At 32.2% G+C, this 17,632-nt stretch carries 15 protein-coding genes; 3 read left to right on the top strand and 12 right to left on the bottom strand.

The window, feature by feature from the left end:
* Positions 1 to 39 precede the first annotated feature (39 nt).
* The 3 genes from thrC to thrA form a co-directional block, all read right to left on the bottom strand.
* Positions 40 to 1,329, bottom strand: a complete 1,290-nt coding sequence (thrC, locus tag ACKGJY_RS02545; RefSeq protein WP_413972272.1) for a threonine synthase — start codon at positions 1,327 to 1,329, stop codon at positions 40 to 42.
* Between the two features lie 3 nt (positions 1,330 to 1,332).
* Positions 1,333 to 2,256 (bottom strand): homoserine kinase, encoded by a 924-nt coding sequence (locus ACKGJY_RS02540; RefSeq protein WP_413972462.1) that lies wholly within the window; start codon positions 2,254 to 2,256, stop codon positions 1,333 to 1,335.
* 71 nt (positions 2,257 to 2,327) lie between these two features.
* On the bottom strand, positions 2,328 to 4,772 hold the full coding sequence (gene thrA / locus ACKGJY_RS02535) for a bifunctional aspartate kinase/homoserine dehydrogenase I (protein ID WP_413972271.1): 2,445 nt from the start codon (positions 4,770 to 4,772) through the stop codon (positions 2,328 to 2,330).
* Positions 4,773 to 5,107: 335 nt separating this feature from the next.
* Between thrA and ACKGJY_RS02530 the strand changes: the two genes are divergently transcribed.
* Positions 5,108 to 6,667, top strand: coding sequence for an NAD(P)H-hydrate dehydratase (locus ACKGJY_RS02530; protein ID WP_413972270.1), 1,560 nt, complete (start codon positions 5,108 to 5,110; stop codon positions 6,665 to 6,667).
* A gap of 50 nt (positions 6,668 to 6,717) precedes the next feature.
* On the opposite strand, the gene ACKGJY_RS02525 is transcribed toward ACKGJY_RS02530, so the two are convergent.
* The 6 genes from ACKGJY_RS02525 to ACKGJY_RS02500 form a co-directional block, all read right to left on the bottom strand.
* The gene (locus ACKGJY_RS02525; RefSeq protein ID WP_413972269.1) at positions 6,718 to 8,094 is read right to left on the bottom strand and encodes a TlpA family protein disulfide reductase; all 1,377 of its coding nucleotides are present in this window, start codon (positions 8,092 to 8,094) and stop codon (positions 6,718 to 6,720) included.
* An 89-nt stretch (positions 8,095 to 8,183) separates the two neighbouring features.
* The gene (locus tag ACKGJY_RS02520) at positions 8,184 to 9,038 is read right to left on the bottom strand and encodes a substrate-binding domain-containing protein (RefSeq protein WP_413972268.1); all 855 of its coding nucleotides are present in this window, start codon (positions 9,036 to 9,038) and stop codon (positions 8,184 to 8,186) included.
* Complete coding sequence (locus ACKGJY_RS02515; RefSeq protein ID WP_413972267.1) at positions 9,039 to 9,902, bottom strand: nucleoside phosphorylase; 864 nt, start codon at positions 9,900 to 9,902, stop codon at positions 9,039 to 9,041.
* The gene (locus tag ACKGJY_RS02510; RefSeq protein ID WP_413972266.1) at positions 9,892 to 10,833 is read right to left on the bottom strand and encodes a DUF1835 domain-containing protein; all 942 of its coding nucleotides are present in this window, start codon (positions 10,831 to 10,833) and stop codon (positions 9,892 to 9,894) included. Before ACKGJY_RS02510 ends, ACKGJY_RS02515 begins: the two co-directional genes overlap by 11 nt.
* Before the next feature lie 3 nt (positions 10,834 to 10,836).
* Entirely contained in the window at positions 10,837 to 11,166 is a 330-nt protein-coding gene (locus ACKGJY_RS02505) for a translation initiation factor (RefSeq protein ID WP_413972265.1), read from the bottom strand.
* A 74-nt stretch (positions 11,167 to 11,240) separates the two neighbouring features.
* Positions 11,241 to 12,191: an isopenicillin N synthase family dioxygenase gene (locus ACKGJY_RS02500; RefSeq protein WP_413972264.1), complete on the bottom strand. Its 951-nt coding sequence runs from the start codon at positions 12,189 to 12,191 to the stop codon at positions 11,241 to 11,243.
* Between the two features lie 133 nt (positions 12,192 to 12,324).
* Between ACKGJY_RS02500 and ACKGJY_RS02495 the strand changes: the two genes are divergently transcribed.
* The gene (locus tag ACKGJY_RS02495; protein WP_413972263.1) at positions 12,325 to 14,328 is read left to right on the top strand and encodes a thiamine pyrophosphate-dependent enzyme; all 2,004 of its coding nucleotides are present in this window, start codon (positions 12,325 to 12,327) and stop codon (positions 14,326 to 14,328) included.
* Here the strand turns inward: ACKGJY_RS02495 and ACKGJY_RS02490 are convergent.
* The gene (locus tag ACKGJY_RS02490) at positions 14,325 to 14,885 is read right to left on the bottom strand and encodes an ExbD/TolR family protein (RefSeq protein WP_413972262.1); all 561 of its coding nucleotides are present in this window, start codon (positions 14,883 to 14,885) and stop codon (positions 14,325 to 14,327) included. The two genes, ACKGJY_RS02495 and ACKGJY_RS02490, sit on opposite strands and share 4 nt — an antisense overlap.
* 207 nt (positions 14,886 to 15,092) lie before the next feature.
* Positions 15,093 to 15,224, bottom strand: a complete 132-nt coding sequence (locus ACKGJY_RS02485) for a hypothetical protein (RefSeq protein WP_413972261.1) — start codon at positions 15,222 to 15,224, stop codon at positions 15,093 to 15,095.
* 530 nt (positions 15,225 to 15,754) lie between these two features.
* Here ACKGJY_RS02485 and ACKGJY_RS02480 point away from each other — a divergent pair.
* Positions 15,755 to 16,429, top strand: a complete 675-nt coding sequence (locus ACKGJY_RS02480) for a hypothetical protein (RefSeq protein ID WP_413972260.1) — start codon at positions 15,755 to 15,757, stop codon at positions 16,427 to 16,429.
* Between the two features lie 145 nt (positions 16,430 to 16,574).
* Here the strand turns inward: ACKGJY_RS02480 and mgrA are convergent, their stop codons facing one another.
* Positions 16,575 to 17,588, bottom strand: a complete 1,014-nt coding sequence (mgrA, locus tag ACKGJY_RS02475; RefSeq protein WP_413972259.1) for an L-glyceraldehyde 3-phosphate reductase — start codon at positions 17,586 to 17,588, stop codon at positions 16,575 to 16,577.
* Positions 17,589 to 17,632: the final 44 nt, after the last annotated feature.

Below are 17,632 nucleotides of genomic sequence, written 5' to 3'. Positions count from 1 at the left end.
ATAGTGTAAACCATCATGAGCTATCCTGTATGTTAATATTTAAAGTAGGTAGCTTTTCAAGTCTTCATATGATGAAATAATTGTAGCTTCTTTGTCTTTTCCCATTACAGATTGAATCTGTTTAGGTAGAGGCTGTTTTGTTTTAATAACATCTTCAACTACATCTAAAAATTTAGTAGGGTGTGCAGTTTCTAAAAATACACAATGTGCATTTGGATTATCTTGTAAATACGATTTACAGCCTAAATAACCTACAGCACCATGAGGATCTGCAACATAATTATAACTATTATAAATCTCTAACATCGCATCGCGAGTTTCTTCATCTGTAAAACTATATGATGAAATATTTTCTTTTAATGTTGAAAAATCATTTTTATAAATTTCTTGAATACGAATAAAATTACTTGGTGCCCCAACATCCATAGCATTACTAATGGTTTGAATAGATGGTTTTGGTTCGTATAATTGTGACACTAAATAACGTGTTACTACATTATTTAAGTTGTTTGATGCGATAAAGTGTTTGATGGGTAAGCCTAATTGTTGCGCCATCATACCAGCACAAACATTTCCAAAGTTTCCACTAGGTACTGAAAATACAATATCATCATAGGTGTTATGTAATTGCTTGTAAGCAAACATAAAATAGAAAAGTTGCGGTAGCCAGCGTGCTACGTTTATAGAGTTTGCAGATGTTAACTGCATTTTACTAATTAAATCTTCATCTAAAAAAGCTGTTTTTACCATGGCCTGACAATCGTCAAACGTACCATTAACTTCTAGTGCTTTTATGTTTTGTCCCAGCGTGGTTAATTGTTTTTCTTGAATGTCACTCACTTTTCCGCTAGGGTAGAGTATCACAACATTAACACCTTTTACGCCTAAAAACCCATTAGCAACAGCGCCACCAGTATCACCAGATGTAGCTACCAAAACTGTAACCTCTTCATCATTATCTCTATTAAAATAACCTAGGCATCTCGCCATAAATCGAGCGCCAACATCTTTAAATGCCATTGTTGGGCCGTGGAATAATTCTAAAGTAGAAATGTTGTCGTTTAGTTGTACCACAGGGAAATCGAACGATAACGTTTCCTCAACTATTGTTTTTAATATGTCCTCTGGTATTTCAGGAAGAACAAATTGTTTTATGGCTTCAAAAGCTATTTCTGAATATGATAATTTATCAATATCATCAAAAAACGATTTTGTAAGCGGAGTGATACTCTCAGGGAAATATAAACCTTTATCTGGTGCTAAACCCTTTATTACAGCATTTTTAAACGTTGTATTTGGTGCTTTTTTATTTAATGAGTAGTAATTCATTTTTTAACCTAAAATTTTAACACCTTGTGTGTTTATTTTTGAAACATGAATATCAAAATCAATATCAGATTTTGCATAAATATCCTGCATTACTTTTTTAACTTTTTCTGCTTGCTTCTCTCCTTTACTCAATGTGAAAATTGAAGGGCCAGAACCAGAAATACCAGCACCTAAAGCACCAGCACTAATACATGCTGCTTTTACCTCATTAAATAATGGTATAAGTTGGCTTCTATGTGGCTCAACAACAACATCGTTTAGTGCATCTTTTATCAAATTGTAATTGCTAGTATGAAGCGCGTGTACTAAACTACCTAAATTAGCCCATTGTGTTATAGCATCACCTAGTGGTACTTGTTTTGGAAGTATGGCTCTAGATTCTGATGTTTTTATTTCTATTTGCGGATGAATAATAGTGGCGTATAAATCTTTGGGCGTTGGTAGCTCTAAAATTTGTAGTGGTGCCACGCTTTTCACCAAAGTGAATCCTCCAAAAAGGGCAGGCGCTAGGTTGTCAGCATGTTCGCATTTACTAGCTAGGGCTTCGCCTTTAATGGCAAACTCAGTTAACTGTGTTTTAGTAAAGGGGCGTCCAAGTAATTCATTCATACCAAAAACACTACCTACTGCACTTGCAGCACTACTGCCAATACCGCTTCCGGGTTTTATGTTTTTATAAATTTCAATTTCAAAACCAAAATCAATATTAAGTGATTTATACATGGCTAGAGCAGAAACACCAGCAACGTTTAATTCTGCTTCAAAAGGCAAGTCAAAACCCTCAATTTTAGTAATAAAAACGCCTTTCTTGTCTATTTTTCGTATTACCATTTCGTCACCAACATTGTCTAAACAAAATCCCATAACATCAAATCCACAGGATACGTTAGCAACCGTTGCTGGGGTAAATATTTTTATTTCATTCATGCGTTCAATTACATATTTTTCGGCTGCACTAGTACAAGTAACAGCACTGTCTTTGTGTAATTCCATTTTAATTAATCATTGCCTAATCTAATAATATCTGCAAATAAACCAGATGCGGTTACATCTGCACCAGCACCAGCACCTTTAATAATCATGGGTTGTTGCGAGTAGCGTTCTGTATAAAACATTACAATGTTATCACTTCCTTCTAAATTATAAAACGGATGTCCTTCAGGAATTTCTTGTAAACTCACGTTAGCCTTTCCGTTATCTAGTTTAGCAACGTATTTTAATTGACAATTATTAGTTTTAGCTGATGCATATAAACTTTGATAGTGCGCTTCATCATCAATTAAAGTCTGATAAAAATCGTCTACCGTATTGCTCTCTAATCCAGCCTTGGATAAGAACGGTAAATTATCAATATCTTCTAAATTCATTTCCATACCACTTTCTCTGGCAAGAATTAAAATTTTACGAGCCACATCTACACCACTTAAATCTATTCTTGGGTCTGGTTCGGTATATCCTTCTGCACCTGCTTGTTTTACTACATCAAAAAACTTAGTAGTGTTATTAAAATTATTAAATACAAAATTTAAACTACCCGATAACACAGCTTGTATAGACGTAACTTTATCACCCGATGCTATTAAATTGTTTAGAGTATCAATAATTGGTAAACCTGCACCAACATTAGTTTCAAACAAAAATGGCGCATTGTATTTAAGCGATAAATGTTTTAATGCTTTATAATTTTTAAATTCACTAGAACATGCAATTTTATTACAGGCAACAATGGCAATGCTTTCGCGTAAATAACTAGCATATAAATCAGATATATCTTTGTTTGCAGTTACATCAACAAAAATACTATTTCGTAAATTTAAACTTTTAGCGTTTTCAAAAAAGCCTTGTAAAGATGCTTTTTCACCGTTTGGCAAATTGGTTTTCCAAGATTTTAGATCAAGTCCTTTTTCATCAAAAATCATTGTTCTTGAATTTGACAAACCTGCAACACGAAGGTTGATTTTAAGGTTGTCTTTCAAGTATTTTTTCTGTTGTTTTATCTGCTCTACCAAACGTTCTCCAACATTACCAACACCGGTAATAAATACATTTAATTGTTTTGTTATACTTTCAAAAAACACCTCATGTAAGGTGTTAAGTGCTTTTTTCACATCGGTTTCTTCAATAACTATAGATATGTTTTTTTCTGATGCACCTTGAGCAATCGCTCTAATATTAATATTATTTTTACCTAAGGTTGAAAACATTTTACCACTAATACCTTGGTGATTTTTCATATTATCGCCAACTAAGGCTACAATTGATAAATTAGTCTCAACGATGATTGGATCTATTTTATGAAGTGTAATTTCGTTTTCAAAAGTAATATCAATTGCGGTTTTAGCAATCTCTATATCTTTTTCTTCAATACCTAAACATATAGAATGTTCAGAAGATGCTTGTGTAATGAGAATTACATTTATTTTTTCGTTTGAAAGTGTTTCAAATAAACGTTTAGAAAACCCTGGAATACCGACCATACCACTGCCTTGTAGCGTTAATAAAGCGATATTAGAAATGTTGCTGATGCCTTTTACTGGATTTTCTGAAATTTGTGATTGGTTAGAGATAACAGTTCCAACCGCATTAGGATCCATCGTATTTTTAATATGAATAGGAATATCTAAATCTAAAACAGGTTGCACAGTTGGTGGATACAATACTTTAGCACCAAAATGCGACAATTCCATTGCTTCTTGATACGATATGGTTTGAATAGGTTGTGCTTGTTTTACCAGTTTTGGGTTAGTGGTAAACATGCCGCTTACGTCTGTCCAAATTTCTAATTGCTCTACATTAAGTGCAGCAGCTACGATGGCGGCTGTAAAATCAGAACCACCACGCCCTAAAGTAGTTTGCTCTCCAAATGTAGAATTTGCAATAAACCCTGGAAGAATAGTGATTTTTTCTTCAGAAGTATTAAAATATGTTTTGATATTTGAATAGGTAACGCTGTAATCTATCTCAGCTTTTGTAAAGTTTGAGTTTGTAATTACCAATTCCTGAGAGTTTTTTCTATTTGCAGAAATCCCTCTGTTTCTCATGGTTTCAGCAACGATATATGAGGATAATAGCTCTCCAAAACTTACCAATTTATCTGATGTTTTTGGCGATATCTCATTAATTAAGAAAATACCATCTAATAAACTATGCAATTCGTTAAGTTTTTCTTCAGCGTAAGCTAAAATAGATGTATTGTTTTCAGGGTTTAAAGCTTTAATAATTGTAAAGTGCGTATCTGTTATAACATCTAGAGTTTCCTTAAAACTCTCGTCTTTACTACATGCTTGTCGTCCTGCTAATAATAACTTATCTGTTATTCCGCCAACAGCAGAAACCACACAAACTACCTTACTATCGTTTGCATACCTATTTAAAATACTTATAACTTTATTTATATTTTTTGAAGAACCTACAGAAGTTCCTCCGAATTTTAAAACCTTCATTATGTAATGAATTGAAATTTAAATGTAAAATTTGAAACTATGTAACTATAAAAATTACACGAAAAGCCTGAATAATATATAACTAATAACCCCAAAGGGTTGTTGTATTTGTAGTTGTAGCTAAAATAGAAGTGGTGCTTGTAGAAAACACTGTTAAAGATATATTTTGGCTTAATTGAATCATTTTTCGTTATATAAAACATTTCAAAAGTATTACTTTTAGCCTAATAAAAAAACAAAAACTATTTTTTTACAATATTCTTATCAACGGTAAAAATTCGTTTAAAAAAAACGACTAATACCCTTAAGAATTGAAAAATCAATAATACAGATTTATGAAGATATTTTCTAAAGCGCAGATATATTCAGGTGATGCACTAACGGCAGAACGTCAAAACATTACTTCTACAGAATTGATGGAGCGCGCAGGTACTCAAATTTTTAATTGGATGCATATGCGTATGCAAGGTGCACAAGTGCCCATACATGTGTTTTGTGGCATTGGTAATAATGGTGGTGATGGTTTAGTGTTAGCACGCCATTTAATTACTCATGGGTATAATGTTTATACTTATATTATTAATTACAGTGATAAAAGATCAAAAGATTTTTTGATTAATTATGATCGTATAAAAAATACCACTAAAAAATGGCCAACGCTTTTAAAATGTACCGAAGATTTTCCAGAAATACATGCTAACGATATAATTGTAGATGCCGTTTTTGGTATAGGATTAAATAGACCTGTTGACAATTGGGTAAAAAAATTATTTCAGCATTTTAAAGTAAGTAAAGCGTTTACAATGTCTGTTGATATTCCTTCAGGGCTTTATACTGATAAGCCTGTAGAAGATAAAGAGGCAGTGGTTTACGCAGGTTTTACATTAAGTTTTGCCTCTCCTAAGCTGGTGTTTTTTTTACCAGAAACTGCAAAGTATACAGTACAATGGGAAATTTTAGATATAGGTTTAGATCCTGAGTATTTATATACCACAGAAACCGAAGCTGAACTTATAGGCAAGCACGAAGTATTACCAAATTATATGCCTCGTGAAAAATTTTCGCATAAAGGACAGTTTGGTCATGCGTTAATAATAGGAGGAAGTTATGGTAAAATTGGTGCAGTAACCTTAGCTAGTAGGGCAGCATTATCAGTAGGAGCTGGTTTGGTATCAGCTTACGTGCCTAAGTGCGGGTACGTGCCATTACAAGCATCGTTTCCAGAAGCTATGGTAATTACAGACCCTAATGAAGAGAAAATTACAACCATTAATTTTGAAATAGAGCCAACAGTAATTGGTTTTGGTATAGGTGTTGGTACAGATGCTAAGACTGTTACCGCTTTTGAAGCATTTTTAAAAACAAATAAACTACCACTTGTAATTGATGCTGATGGCTTAAACATACTCGCAAAAAAGAAAGCACTTTTAAAATTACTACCCGAGTTTTCTGTTTTAACACCACACCCTAAAGAGTTGGAACGTTTGGTTGGAGCTTGGAAAGATGATTTTGAAAAACTAAAAAAAGCTAAAGCTTTCTCAAAAAAATATTCTATTATTTTAGTGATAAAAGGCGCAAATACCATAACTGTTTTTAATGAGAAACTATTTGTAAACACCACAGGAAATCCTGGATTAGCTACCGCAGGCAGTGGAGATGTGTTAACGGGTATTGTTACAGGGTTAATATCACAAGGGTATCATCATTCTGTGGCTGCTATTTTTGGTGTGTATTTACATGGGAAATCAGCAGATATTGCAGTAGAAGATTTTGGGTATCAAAGCCTCATTGCTAGCCATGTTATTGAGTATTTAGGTGAAGCTTTTATCGATTTGTTTAAACAACCAGAGCAACCACCACAGCAGCAAGACACTGAGCAAGCACAAGAAAAATAATAAAAGAAGCCGCAAATTTGTGGCTTTTTTTTGAAGTAATATCGTATTGTTTAGATATTTAATTTTTTAAATAAATCTGTTAATGCAGGATCTGATGGTCTAGGCGCATTCGCATTTACTATGTTACCATTTGGATCAATTAATATAAATCGCGGTATGCCTTGTATTTGGTAGTCTTTAACAAATTTAGAACTCCAATCGCTATCAGCAAATAATTGAATGCCACCTAATGCTTTGGTATTTACCATAGTTTGCCATTTATTAAAATCTTTTTCTTTATCAATAGAAATACTAACAAATTGAATGTTGTTATTATGAAATTCCTTTTCGATTTTTTTTAATGACGGAATTTCTTTAATACATGGGCCACACCATGTAGCCCAAACATCAATATAGGTGTACTTTCCTTTTAAATTTTCAGAAGAGGTTGTACCTCCAGAATGATTTCTATAGTTTACAAATACAGGGGATGGTTTTCCTTTTGATAATGCTGTAAGTTTTTCGTATTGTACTTTTACTAAAGCATCATTTTCTTTATTGGTTGAATTTTCAGAATATAATTTATAAAAGGTTTCAATATCTTTTGAATGACTAATACCATTACTAGCAAAAACGAAGAGCAAATTATTCTTTATGTTTTCATTTGGTATTTTACTCATGGTTTTTAGAAAAGCGATATCAATAGCAATAGCATCTTTTTTAGCTAATTTTTCTGCTTCTTTTCTAAAATGACTAGTCACTAGCATTTTGTAGTTTTCAGAGAAAAAATAATCTTCTTCAATTAGATAATCAAAGTCCTTTAATTCTTTTAAAAAATCATCAGATGCTGTAAAACTGTTATCTTTAGTAACATATCTACGGTAAGCTTCGTATTCGTTTAGTCGTGCAAGATAATTATAGTTTAAGTCTCTTTTTTCTAGAGTTTTAAAATTATCCGGTATAGTTTTAAATGTTTCCAATAAACTATCACTTGATGCTTTTATAGCTTTGAATTTTGTTTTATAAGCAGTTTCATCAAGTTTATAGGTTTCAAAACGATTACCTAATAACGCTTTTTCATTTTTATTTTTTTCTAATAAATATGTATTTACATCAGCACCATTACCTGAAAATTTAAGTGTATTTTCAAAGTCTTTTACATCATAAGATACGTTAAAATTATATCCTGGTTGTACATGTATAAATACAGGGTTGGTACCATCAAAAATCACATAAGAGTTTTTGTCTGTACTAAGGGTATCAACAAAACTGCCATCTGATGAAAACTCAAGTGGTTCACTAAAAGTTCTATCAAAACTATTAATGGTGACTACGCCAGTTTTATTAGCAATAGTTCCAGATACAATAGCATAATCTACCTTGTCTTCTTCTTTCTTATCACAAGAAAAACATATTATTAATCCTAAAATTAGTATAACTTTTTTCATTTTTAAACTTTAAATTTTTTTACAAAAATATATATATGGATGTATTCAATATAATTAATTAACACTAGTTTATAATGCTCTAATTAGTTTTAGAGTGTATGAGTTAAAAATTGATAATCAACAATTTTAGGTATAATATCTAGAGTTTTTAATTTTTTTTGAACATTCATAACGGTAGGTTTATCAATTAATTCTTGAGACCATTCAGTAATAGCCAACCAATCTTGTACATCTTCTAGTTGCTGCTCATATCGGTTAGCTATCATTCTATCAATACTTGGAATGTCCTTAAAATCGACAGTTGTATTGTTAATAATGTTGAGAATTGTTGTTAAATCTTCGTTGTGATTTTTAATAAAATCTTCTCTAACAGCTATAACAAAACATGGCCATGGCGAAGGGCAATCGCTAATACGTCTAAAAACACCATCATCCACAATAGGTTTAGTGGTATATTTTTCCCAAAGAAAATAATCAGCATCTCCATTAGATAAGCCTTTAACAGCACCGTCTAAGTTTTTAATAACTTCAAAATCTAAGTCTTTATCTAAATCCCAACTATTATTTTCTGCATTTATATAAGCCATAAGGTGAGAGCCAGAGCCATATCTGCTAATAGCAGCTTTAGTACCTCTTATATCTTGATTGGTTTTGTATTTAGAATCGTGTGCTACATGTACACCCCAAATAAGTGGTGTTTCTACAAAAGTTTGCACAATTTTACTTGGGTTTCCAGCTATAATGTCTTTAATTATACCTTCCGTTAAAATTACAGCAATATCTATGTCACCATTACGAAGCCCTTTACACATAGCGCCTGTGCCCCCGTAATAGTCATGCCATCTTAAATTGATGTTTTCATCTTTATATTCGCCGTTTTTTAGTGTTAAATACCATGCTAGGTTAAAATGTTCTGGTACACCGCCAATATTTACGTTATTCATTTAAATTCTATCTAAAGTATATGTAATTAAATTTTCTATAGTTTGAAGTGGGTTTTTACTAAAAGTACCATGTGCTCTGTTGGCTATTATGGCATTTAAAGAAATTGTATGATGACCCAATAGTTTTGCTAATCCATAAATACCAGCAGTTTCCATCTCCAAATTGGTAATTTTTGTATTTGCAAAGGTAAAATTATCCATTTTATTGTTAAGGTTTACATCGTTTAATTTTAACCTTAAAACGCGACCTTGAGGCCCATAAAATCCATTTGCGGTAGCTGTAACTCCTTTAATGGTGTTGGAGCTTTCAAATTTTGAAATCAATGCTGTAGAACCTTCTATAATTAAAGGTTTAGCTTTGTTAGTATCCCAATTTGTATGAGTTATAAATGCAGCTTCCATTTTAGGATTTGAAATATTTTGAGTTTGATAAGCGTGCAGCATACCACTAATATCTAAACCGTAAGCACTAATTAAGAATGAATCTATTGGTATGTCGGGTTGTAACGCTCCAGAGGTACCAATCCTAATAAGGTTTAACGATTTTAATTTTGACTTAATTGTTCTAGTTTTAAAATCAATATTTACCAAAGCGTCTAGTTCATTTAAAACAATATCTATATTATCAGTGCCAATACCTGTTGATATTACTGAAATCCTCTTACCTTTTAAAGTTCCAGTTATGGTTTTAAATTCACGTTTTTGAGTTTCAAACTCTATGCTATCAAAATGTTTTGTTACTAATGCTACACGGTCTTGGTCTCCAACAAAAACAACAGTATCAGCAATATGCTCAGGTTTTAAATTAAGATGATAAATACTACCATCTGGATTTAAAATAAGTTCTGATTCTTTAATCGACATATAGAGGAGAGGTTATAAGTTTGTTTTCAGTTTTGCTAAACTGAAAGTTGTACTTTTTAATACCACCATATACCATGTTACTTTTAAGTTTTTTTAACGCATTACGCTTTCCTGAACTAATTATATGTCCCTGTCTGTTAAGCGTTATACCATCTTCTGAAACGGTATAAAAAGGCGATAAATCTTCTATAATGCGATTTAATTGTAAATCTCCAAATCCATAAAATCCTTGATAATTTAGTGCATAACCTAATAGATGATGCTTAGATTTTATATCATTTTCTTTAATAATTTTAATGATGTTTGTTTCTAAAAGATTTAATCCAGTTTCAGAATCTGGAAACCGCTCTAGATGTGCTTTTAAGCAATTATTCATGTATTTAAACGAAGAGGTTTTTACGATATAGGGTTTAAAAAGATTATGGTCTATACCGCAGTAAATATTCCAAAGTGTAGTGGCTAATTCTAAATCGTCATCAGTTAACCTTACCTTATTTTTGTAATGCGCCATAAGTTGTCCAGAACTTAGTTCTGCTAACCCTTTTAATTCATTACTCCCTGAAACTCTACCGCTACATACTAAATATGTTGGTAAACTTATATCTTTTTGTCTTAATAAGTTTAGTACTGCTAGCATATTTATATGGCAAAACAAATCATATTCAAACCAAAGCACAACTTCATCATAGCGATCATTAGCGTTATCTAATTGAGACAACGCAAAATCAATTTTTTTCAAATCAAGCTCTACATCATAAAATTCATTTAGAAATTTACTTCTTTCTGTAATTAATGCTTCAGAATGAACAATTTCAAGAGTTGGGCCTTCACAAAGCATTTCCTGCCATGTTACTATTTCCCCTTCAATTTGCAATTCTTTCAAATATGCTGTTAGTACTCCACCACTAGTAATATGCAGTATTTTATCCATGGATTATCCTCCTACGCGTTTAACATTAAAACCTTTATCTTTTAAAAGTTGCATAATTTTATCCCTGTAATCGCCTTGTATAATGATTTTGTCATCTTTAAAACTACCGCCAACGCTAAGTGATTTCTTAATCTCTTTAGCCAAAATTTTAAAATCTTCAGTAGCACCAGTATAACCTTCTAATATGGTTGTGGGCTTGCCTTTACGTTTTACGTACTTGCAAATAATGGGGTCGTCTTGCATCCAAATATTTGAAGCTTTAGAGGTGTCGCTAGCCGTTTCTTCAGGTTCATGGTCTGGAAATAGATTTTTTAATTGGTCTTGTAAATCCATGTGTTTTGTTTACAGTTTTAGTCACAGTATCAGTTATCAGTAATTTTCTGAAAACTAAGACTGCTATTGATAACTTATTTTTTTATAAGTCCTAACTCAATTAAACGTTCGGTTAAAAAATCTCCAGCAGTAATATCGTCAAACTGTTTTGGGTTATCCTTATCAGTACAGTTATTTAAAACATCAAGTTTCATGTCGCTTATGGGATGCATAAAAAATGGGATTGAGTATCTAGAAGTGCCCCATAATTCCTTTGGTGGATTTACCACACGGTGTACCGTAGATTTTAATTTATTATTGGTGTGTCGGGATAGCATATCGCCAACATTAATCATTAATTCATTAGGTTGGGCAATAGCATCAATCCATTCACCTTTATTATTTTTTACTTGTAACCCGCGACCTTGGGCGCCCATTAAAAGAGTAATTAAGTTTATATCGCCATGTGCAGCTGCTCTAACAGCTTCTTTAGGTTCTTCTTTAATTGGTGGATAATGTATAGGCCTTAAAATTGAATTCCCATTTTTTATATAATTGTCAAAATAGCATTCTTCTAAATTTAAATGTAATGCCAAGGCTCTTAAAACAAACTTAGCTGTTTTTTCAAGCATTTGGTAGGTTTGTTTTCCTATGTCATTAAATTTTGGCAACTCTTCAACTATAACGTTATCTGGATAGCCGTATTTTGCTTTTTCATTTTTATCAACATATTGCCCAAAATGCCAAAATTCTTTTAAATCGCCTTCTTTTTTTCCTTTTGCACTCTCTTTTCCAAAGGATACATAACCGCGTTGACCAGCAATTTCAGGTATTTCATATTTCTGTTTAACGGCTACCGGTAAATCAAAGAAGTTTTTGACTTCACTGTAGAGATTATCAACTAAAGTGTCATCCAAAAAATGACCTTTAAGTGCCACAAAACCAATGTCTTCATATGCTTTTCCAATGGCGTTAACAAATTTTTGTTTTCTATTTTGGTCTTCTGAAATAAAATCTTGTAAATCTACGCTAGGTATACTATTCATAGGGTAATTTCTATATGGTGATATTAACAAATGTACAAAAACATTCAATGTAATATTTATTGAAATATATGTAATTTTTTAATAAATAATAGCTAATTACGGTATATTTGAATGTGTATTAAGTGCTTTTTTTATGAAAACCTCAAAACTACAGACACCTCTTCAATATGATACTCAAGGTTTGGATGTTGCTATTTTAAAGCAACTCTATGTAAACATGTTAAGACCTCGTTTAGTTGAGGAAAAAATGCTGGTACTATTACGCCAAGGCAAAATAAGTAAGTGGTTTTCAGGAATCGGGCAGGAGGCTATATCTGTGGGTGTTACAATGGCGCTACACAACGAAGAATATATACTACCAATGCATCGTAATTTAGGTGTATTTACTACTAGAAATGTTCCGCTACACAGGCTATTTGCCCAGTGGCAAGGTAAAGCCTCTGGATTTACTAAGGGTAGAGATCGGTCGTTTCATTTTGGAACGCAACACTACAAAATTGTTGGTATGATTTCTCATCTTGGGCCTCAATTAGGTGTTGCAGATGGCATTGCACTTGCTTCAAAATTAAAAAACAAAAATCAGGTTACTGCAGTTTTTACAGGTGAAGGCGGCACAAGTGAAGGAGATTTTCATGAAGCCCTTAATGTAGCTTCCGTATGGCAATTACCTGTTTTGTTTTGTATTGAAAATAACGGTTATGGTTTATCAACCCCAACTTCTGAGCAGTATAATTGTGAAAATTTAGCCGATAGAGGCTTGGGTTATGGTATGGAATCTCATATTATAGATGGTAATAATATACTTGAAGTTTACACTAAAGTACAAGACATTGCGAAAAGTATTCGTAAAAATCCTCGGCCTATTCTAATTGAATTTAAAACCTTTAGAATGCGCGGTCATGAGGAGGCAAGTGGCACAAAATATGTACCTAAAGATCTATTGGAAACTTGGGAACTTAAAGATCCTATTGATAATTTTCATAAGTATTTAAAAAAGGAAGGTGTTATAAATGATGCTTTTGAAGTTGATATTCTAAATAAGATAACTACTGAAATTAGCGAACATTTAGAGGTTGCTTTTAATGAAGATTCTATTAACTCAACCTTAACTAATGAGTTGAAAGATGTTTATAAAAGTTTTGAATATGAGCATGTTACAGCAAATTCAAAATTAAAAGAAGTGCGCTTTGTTGATGCGATTTCTGAAGGACTCAAACAAAGTATGGAGCGTTACGAAGATCTTGTTATTATGGGGCAAGATATTGCAGAATACGGTGGTGTTTTTAAAATAACAGATGGTTTTGTAGCACAATTTGGTAAAGACAGAGTGCGTAATACGCCCATTTGTGAATCTGCTATTGTAGAAACAGCAATGGGCTTATCTATTGCTGGACTAAAAAGTGTTGTTGAAATGCAATTTGCCGATTTTGCATCTTCTGGTTTTAATCCTATAGTCAATTACTTGGCTAAATCTCATTACCGTTGGGGGCAGGCAGCAGATGTGGTGCTACGAATGCCTTGTGGTGGTGGCGTTGGTGCTGGCCCATTTCATTCGCAAACTAACGAGGCTTGGTTTACAAAAACACCTGGTTTAAAGGTAGTATATCCCGCATTTCCTTATGATGCTAAAGGCTTGTTAAATACAGCAATTTCAGATCCTAACCCTGTGCTGTTTTTTGAGCATAAAGGTTTATATAGACGTATACGTCAAGATGTACCCACAGCTTATTTTACATTACCACTAGGGAAAGCAAGTGTGATTAGAGAGGGAAATGAGATATCAATTATTAGTTATGGCGCAGGAGTGCATTGGGCATTAGATACCTTAAAGAAACACACTCATATTTTGGCAGATGTTATAGATTTAAGAACACTTCAACCATTAGATGTTGAAACAATTTATACTTCAGTTAAAAAAACTGGAAAGGCTATTATTTTGCAAGAAGATTCTTTATTTGGAGGTGTAGCAAGTGATATTTCAGCATTAATTATGGAACATTGTTTTGAGTATTTAGATGCTCCTGTTAAACGAATAGCAAGTATTGAAACGCCTATACCTTTTGCAGATAATTTAGAGTCTCAATACTTGCCAATACAAAGATTTGAATCAGAACTAATGACTTTGCTCAATTATTAACCTTTAGTCTCTGCTTCAGAGAGAATAAAAGGGTATGCTTCTTTTAATTGTTTCATATCATCTTCTGTGAGTTTGTCCGTAGGTTTATTTAATACAGACTTGCAGTAGGTTTCACGTAATTCTAAGTAGGCTTTTGTGAGTTCATCTTGCACTTCAATAAATTGATTGTATTTTGAATTTCTATCTGATTGTAATGAAATTACAGCTTTTGAAGGATTATCGGATGACGATGTTGTTTTAGTACCATTACAATACATGCAACTACCATCACCATTATTATCAATAAAAGCTTTAGCTAAATTTTTAACTTCATCTATATTTACGATAGCATCATCTACCATTATTTCATTGTTTGAATTAATGGCAATTTTTAAAATATTTCTGTCTGGAATCGGAATATTACAATCTTCTCCCGCAGGGCATTCTCTAGGTAATTTTCGCTGTATGCCTTGATCTTTTGGTATTACAGCGGTAACTAAAAAGAAGATTAATAACAAAAATGCGATGTCTGCCATAGACCCCGCATTTACTTCTGGGCGTTCGTTTGTTCGTCTCATGATTTTTGTGTTTTTGTACCATAAGATTTTTTTAAAATGATTGATTCTACATACCACAGATAATTTAAATATAGCCTTGGTAACGATTCTATTTCCTTATGATAAAAGACACAGAAACTAACTTCATAATTCATTTTAAAAAGCTTACAGTATTAGTTAATGTAGTGTTAAATCACAAAAACAATACCATAAAAACAAACAGGACTTTTAGCGCATGTGATGGTGTAAACGCTTCCAAGAGGTTTGGTCTGTAGAAAAACTTAAAATTCGTTTATTAGAAATTAAATTTTCTTCGGTAATACCTTTAATGTGTTTTGATATTTTGAGGATTGATTTCATAATATTTTTTTGATTGATGAAAGATTATTTAATGCAGAACCGTTATTATCTATAACGTCTCTTGCTATTCCATGTGTTAGTTTTTGTATTAGCTAGAGTTTCGGTTACTAGATTTGTGTTTAAAGTTCTCATGATTAAAAGTTTTTTGATTGATGAATTAAATAAATGAAATAACAAATTTTACTATCTATAACGTCTTTTGTTATTCCACGTGTTAGACTTAGTACTGTTTAAAGTTTCTGTTACTTGGTTACTGTTTAAAGTTCTCATAATTATATTTTTTGAATTGGTTTATACAGAATAGACGACAGAATCTATTTTTTGTTACAGTACTATGTATAACAAAGTAATAAATTAACTAATTTTAACTATTTTGAATGTTTTATGATAGGAGTAAGCTGTAATAGAGACTATTTAGGTATGGTTATTGTTAAATAATTATAAATATAGAATTAAAACTATATGTTTTTTAGAGAAAAAATATCTTTAAAATATATTTCTATTATTTTTAACCCATAGTTAGAAGACACATGAAATTTTTAGTGACATGCTTTTTAATATTAGTTTTTACTGCTACGGTAAGTGCTCAAATTGATTCTAGAAAAAAATCAGGAAGCATAATTCCTGCTATAGAAGCACCTAAAGACTCTACTGATAGTAAAAAGATTTTACCAAAAAAACCTGAGCAAAATAATCAGTTTAGTGGCGTAAAGTCTCCAAAGGTGGTGGGTAAGCTAGAGTTGCCTAAAAAAGAATTTTCAATGTTTCCGCAAGAAGAGTTTGGTAATCCTGGAGAATTATATACTAAGAAATTAGATAAAATTGAGAAAACATTACTTCCTGAAGGACATGGTTTAAACGCTGGTTTAAAAAAAGACGCCTTTTGGGGCGATTATAAAACAACATCTAAATCACTTCGCGTGATGTATAGAGACTATTCTGCCATAGATGGCGATTTACTAAGAGTGTACGTAAATGGTAATGTTTTAGAGCCTAGAGCGTACTTAACACAAGGTTTCAGTGGATTTAAATTAGATTTAAATGAAGGAGCAAACGAAATAGTATTTCAAGCCATTAACACAGGAGCATCAGGTCCAAATACTGCTGAATACAGAATAGTAGATGAAAATGGTAAACGTATTTCTAATAAAGTTTGGGCGCTAGCAGCTGGTATTAAAGTAACTGTTGTTATTATTAAAGAGTAATTTAATAGTCTTAATACAATCTTTAATATTTAATTCGGTTAAAAAAATAAGTCTAATTATTACTATTCTATTTTAGTTATTTTCTATATGCAATATTATAATTGTTAAAAATAGTGAGATTTTAGAAAATCTTATTTTTTGGAGATTAACTAACAATATTATCAATCATCTTTAACTCCTCATCAGTAAAACTTAAATTTTCCAAAGCTTTTACATTATCTTTTAATTGATTAGCAGAACTTGCGCCAATTAAAACAGATGCCACTTGTTTGTGCCTTAATATCCAAGCAATAGCCATTTGCGATAATTTCTGATTCCTGTTTTGGGCAATTTCATTCAAGCTATTAATTTTAGAAATGTTTGAATTCACAGTTTCCTTATCTAAATACGACATACTTTTCGCAGCTCTAGAATTTTTTGGAATACCATCTAAATATCTGTCCGTTAACATGCCTTGTTCTAATGGCGAAAACGTAATACAGCCTACACCATTTTGTTCTAAGGTATTAAGTAAGCCATTTTCTATCCAACGATCAAACATAGAATAGCGTGCTTGATGTAATATAAACGGAGTGTTTGATGCTTTTAAAAGTTCGGCAGCTCTTTGTGTCTCTTTTGGTTGGTAATTAGAAATAGCTACATATAGAGCCTTACCTTGACGCACAATATCAGTTAAGGCACCCATGGTTTCCTCTAAAGGTGTATCAGGGTCTGGCCTGTGGTGATAAAATACATCCACGTAGTCTAAACCCATACGCTTTAAACTTTGGTCTAAGCTTGCTATCAAATATTTACGCGACCCTAAATTGCCATAAGGCCCAGGCCACATATCATAACCAGCTTTTGTCGCAATAAAAAGTTCATCTCTATAAGATTTAAAATCTTTCTTTAAAATAGTACCAAAATTCTCTTCTGCAGACCCAAAAGGAGGGCCATAATTATTGGCTAAATCAAAATGTGTAATCCCCAAATCAAAAGCACATCTTAAAATATCTCTTCCGTTTTGAATACTATCTATAAACCCAAAATTGTGCCATAATCCTAAAGATATTGCTGGTAAAAGTACGCCACTATTCCCTGTTCTTCTGTAGGTCATTTCATTATAGCGTTGGGCTGATGCTAGATATTCTGTAGCTCCTGATTTGTCGTTTATTTGCATGTTTTCAAATTAAAAAGAGTAACAAATGTAGCTTTTTAAACAGC

This window comes from Hyunsoonleella sp. 2307UL5-6, assembly GCF_047345485.1.
GTDB lineage: Bacteria > Bacteroidota > Bacteroidia > Flavobacteriales > Flavobacteriaceae > Jejuia.
This window is presented reverse-complemented; position numbering and strand designations above follow the sequence as displayed.

Bases quoted from the DNA above. Each gene is read 5' to 3' on its own strand.
- ACKGJY_RS02500 (WP_413972264.1), bottom strand. From the start codon at position 12,191: ATGAATAGTATACCTAGCGTAGATTTACAAGATTTTATTTCAGAAGAC.
- ACKGJY_RS02540 (WP_413972462.1), bottom strand. From the start codon at position 2,256: ATGAATGAAATAAAAATATTTACCCCAGCAACGGTTGCTAACGTATCC.
- ACKGJY_RS02510 (WP_413972266.1), bottom strand. From the start codon at position 10,833: ATGGATAAAATACTGCATATTACTAGTGGTGGAGTACTAACAGCATAT.
- thrA (WP_413972271.1), bottom strand. From the start codon at position 4,772: ATGAAGGTTTTAAAATTCGGAGGAACTTCTGTAGGTTCTTCAAAAAAT.
- ACKGJY_RS02505 (WP_413972265.1), bottom strand. From the start codon at position 11,166: ATGGATTTACAAGACCAATTAAAAAATCTATTTCCAGACCATGAACCT.
- mgrA (WP_413972259.1), bottom strand. From the start codon at position 17,588: ATGCAAATAAACGACAAATCAGGAGCTACAGAATATCTAGCATCAGCC.
- thrC (WP_413972272.1), bottom strand. From the start codon at position 1,329: ATGAATTACTACTCATTAAATAAAAAAGCACCAAATACAACGTTTAAA.
- ACKGJY_RS02515 (WP_413972267.1), bottom strand. From the start codon at position 9,902: ATGTCGATTAAAGAATCAGAACTTATTTTAAATCCAGATGGTAGTATT.
- ACKGJY_RS02530 (WP_413972270.1), top strand. From the start codon at position 5,108: ATGAAGATATTTTCTAAAGCGCAGATATATTCAGGTGATGCACTAACG.
- ACKGJY_RS02485 (WP_413972261.1), bottom strand. From the start codon at position 15,224: ATGAAATCAATCCTCAAAATATCAAAACACATTAAAGGTATTACCGAA.
- ACKGJY_RS02480 (WP_413972260.1), top strand. From the start codon at position 15,755: ATGAAATTTTTAGTGACATGCTTTTTAATATTAGTTTTTACTGCTACG.
- ACKGJY_RS02520 (WP_413972268.1), bottom strand. From the start codon at position 9,038: ATGAATAACGTAAATATTGGCGGTGTACCAGAACATTTTAACCTAGCA.
- ACKGJY_RS02525 (WP_413972269.1), bottom strand. From the start codon at position 8,094: ATGAAAAAAGTTATACTAATTTTAGGATTAATAATATGTTTTTCTTGT.
- ACKGJY_RS02495 (WP_413972263.1), top strand. From the start codon at position 12,325: ATGAAAACCTCAAAACTACAGACACCTCTTCAATATGATACTCAAGGT.
- ACKGJY_RS02490 (WP_413972262.1), bottom strand. From the start codon at position 14,885: ATGAGACGAACAAACGAACGCCCAGAAGTAAATGCGGGGTCTATGGCA.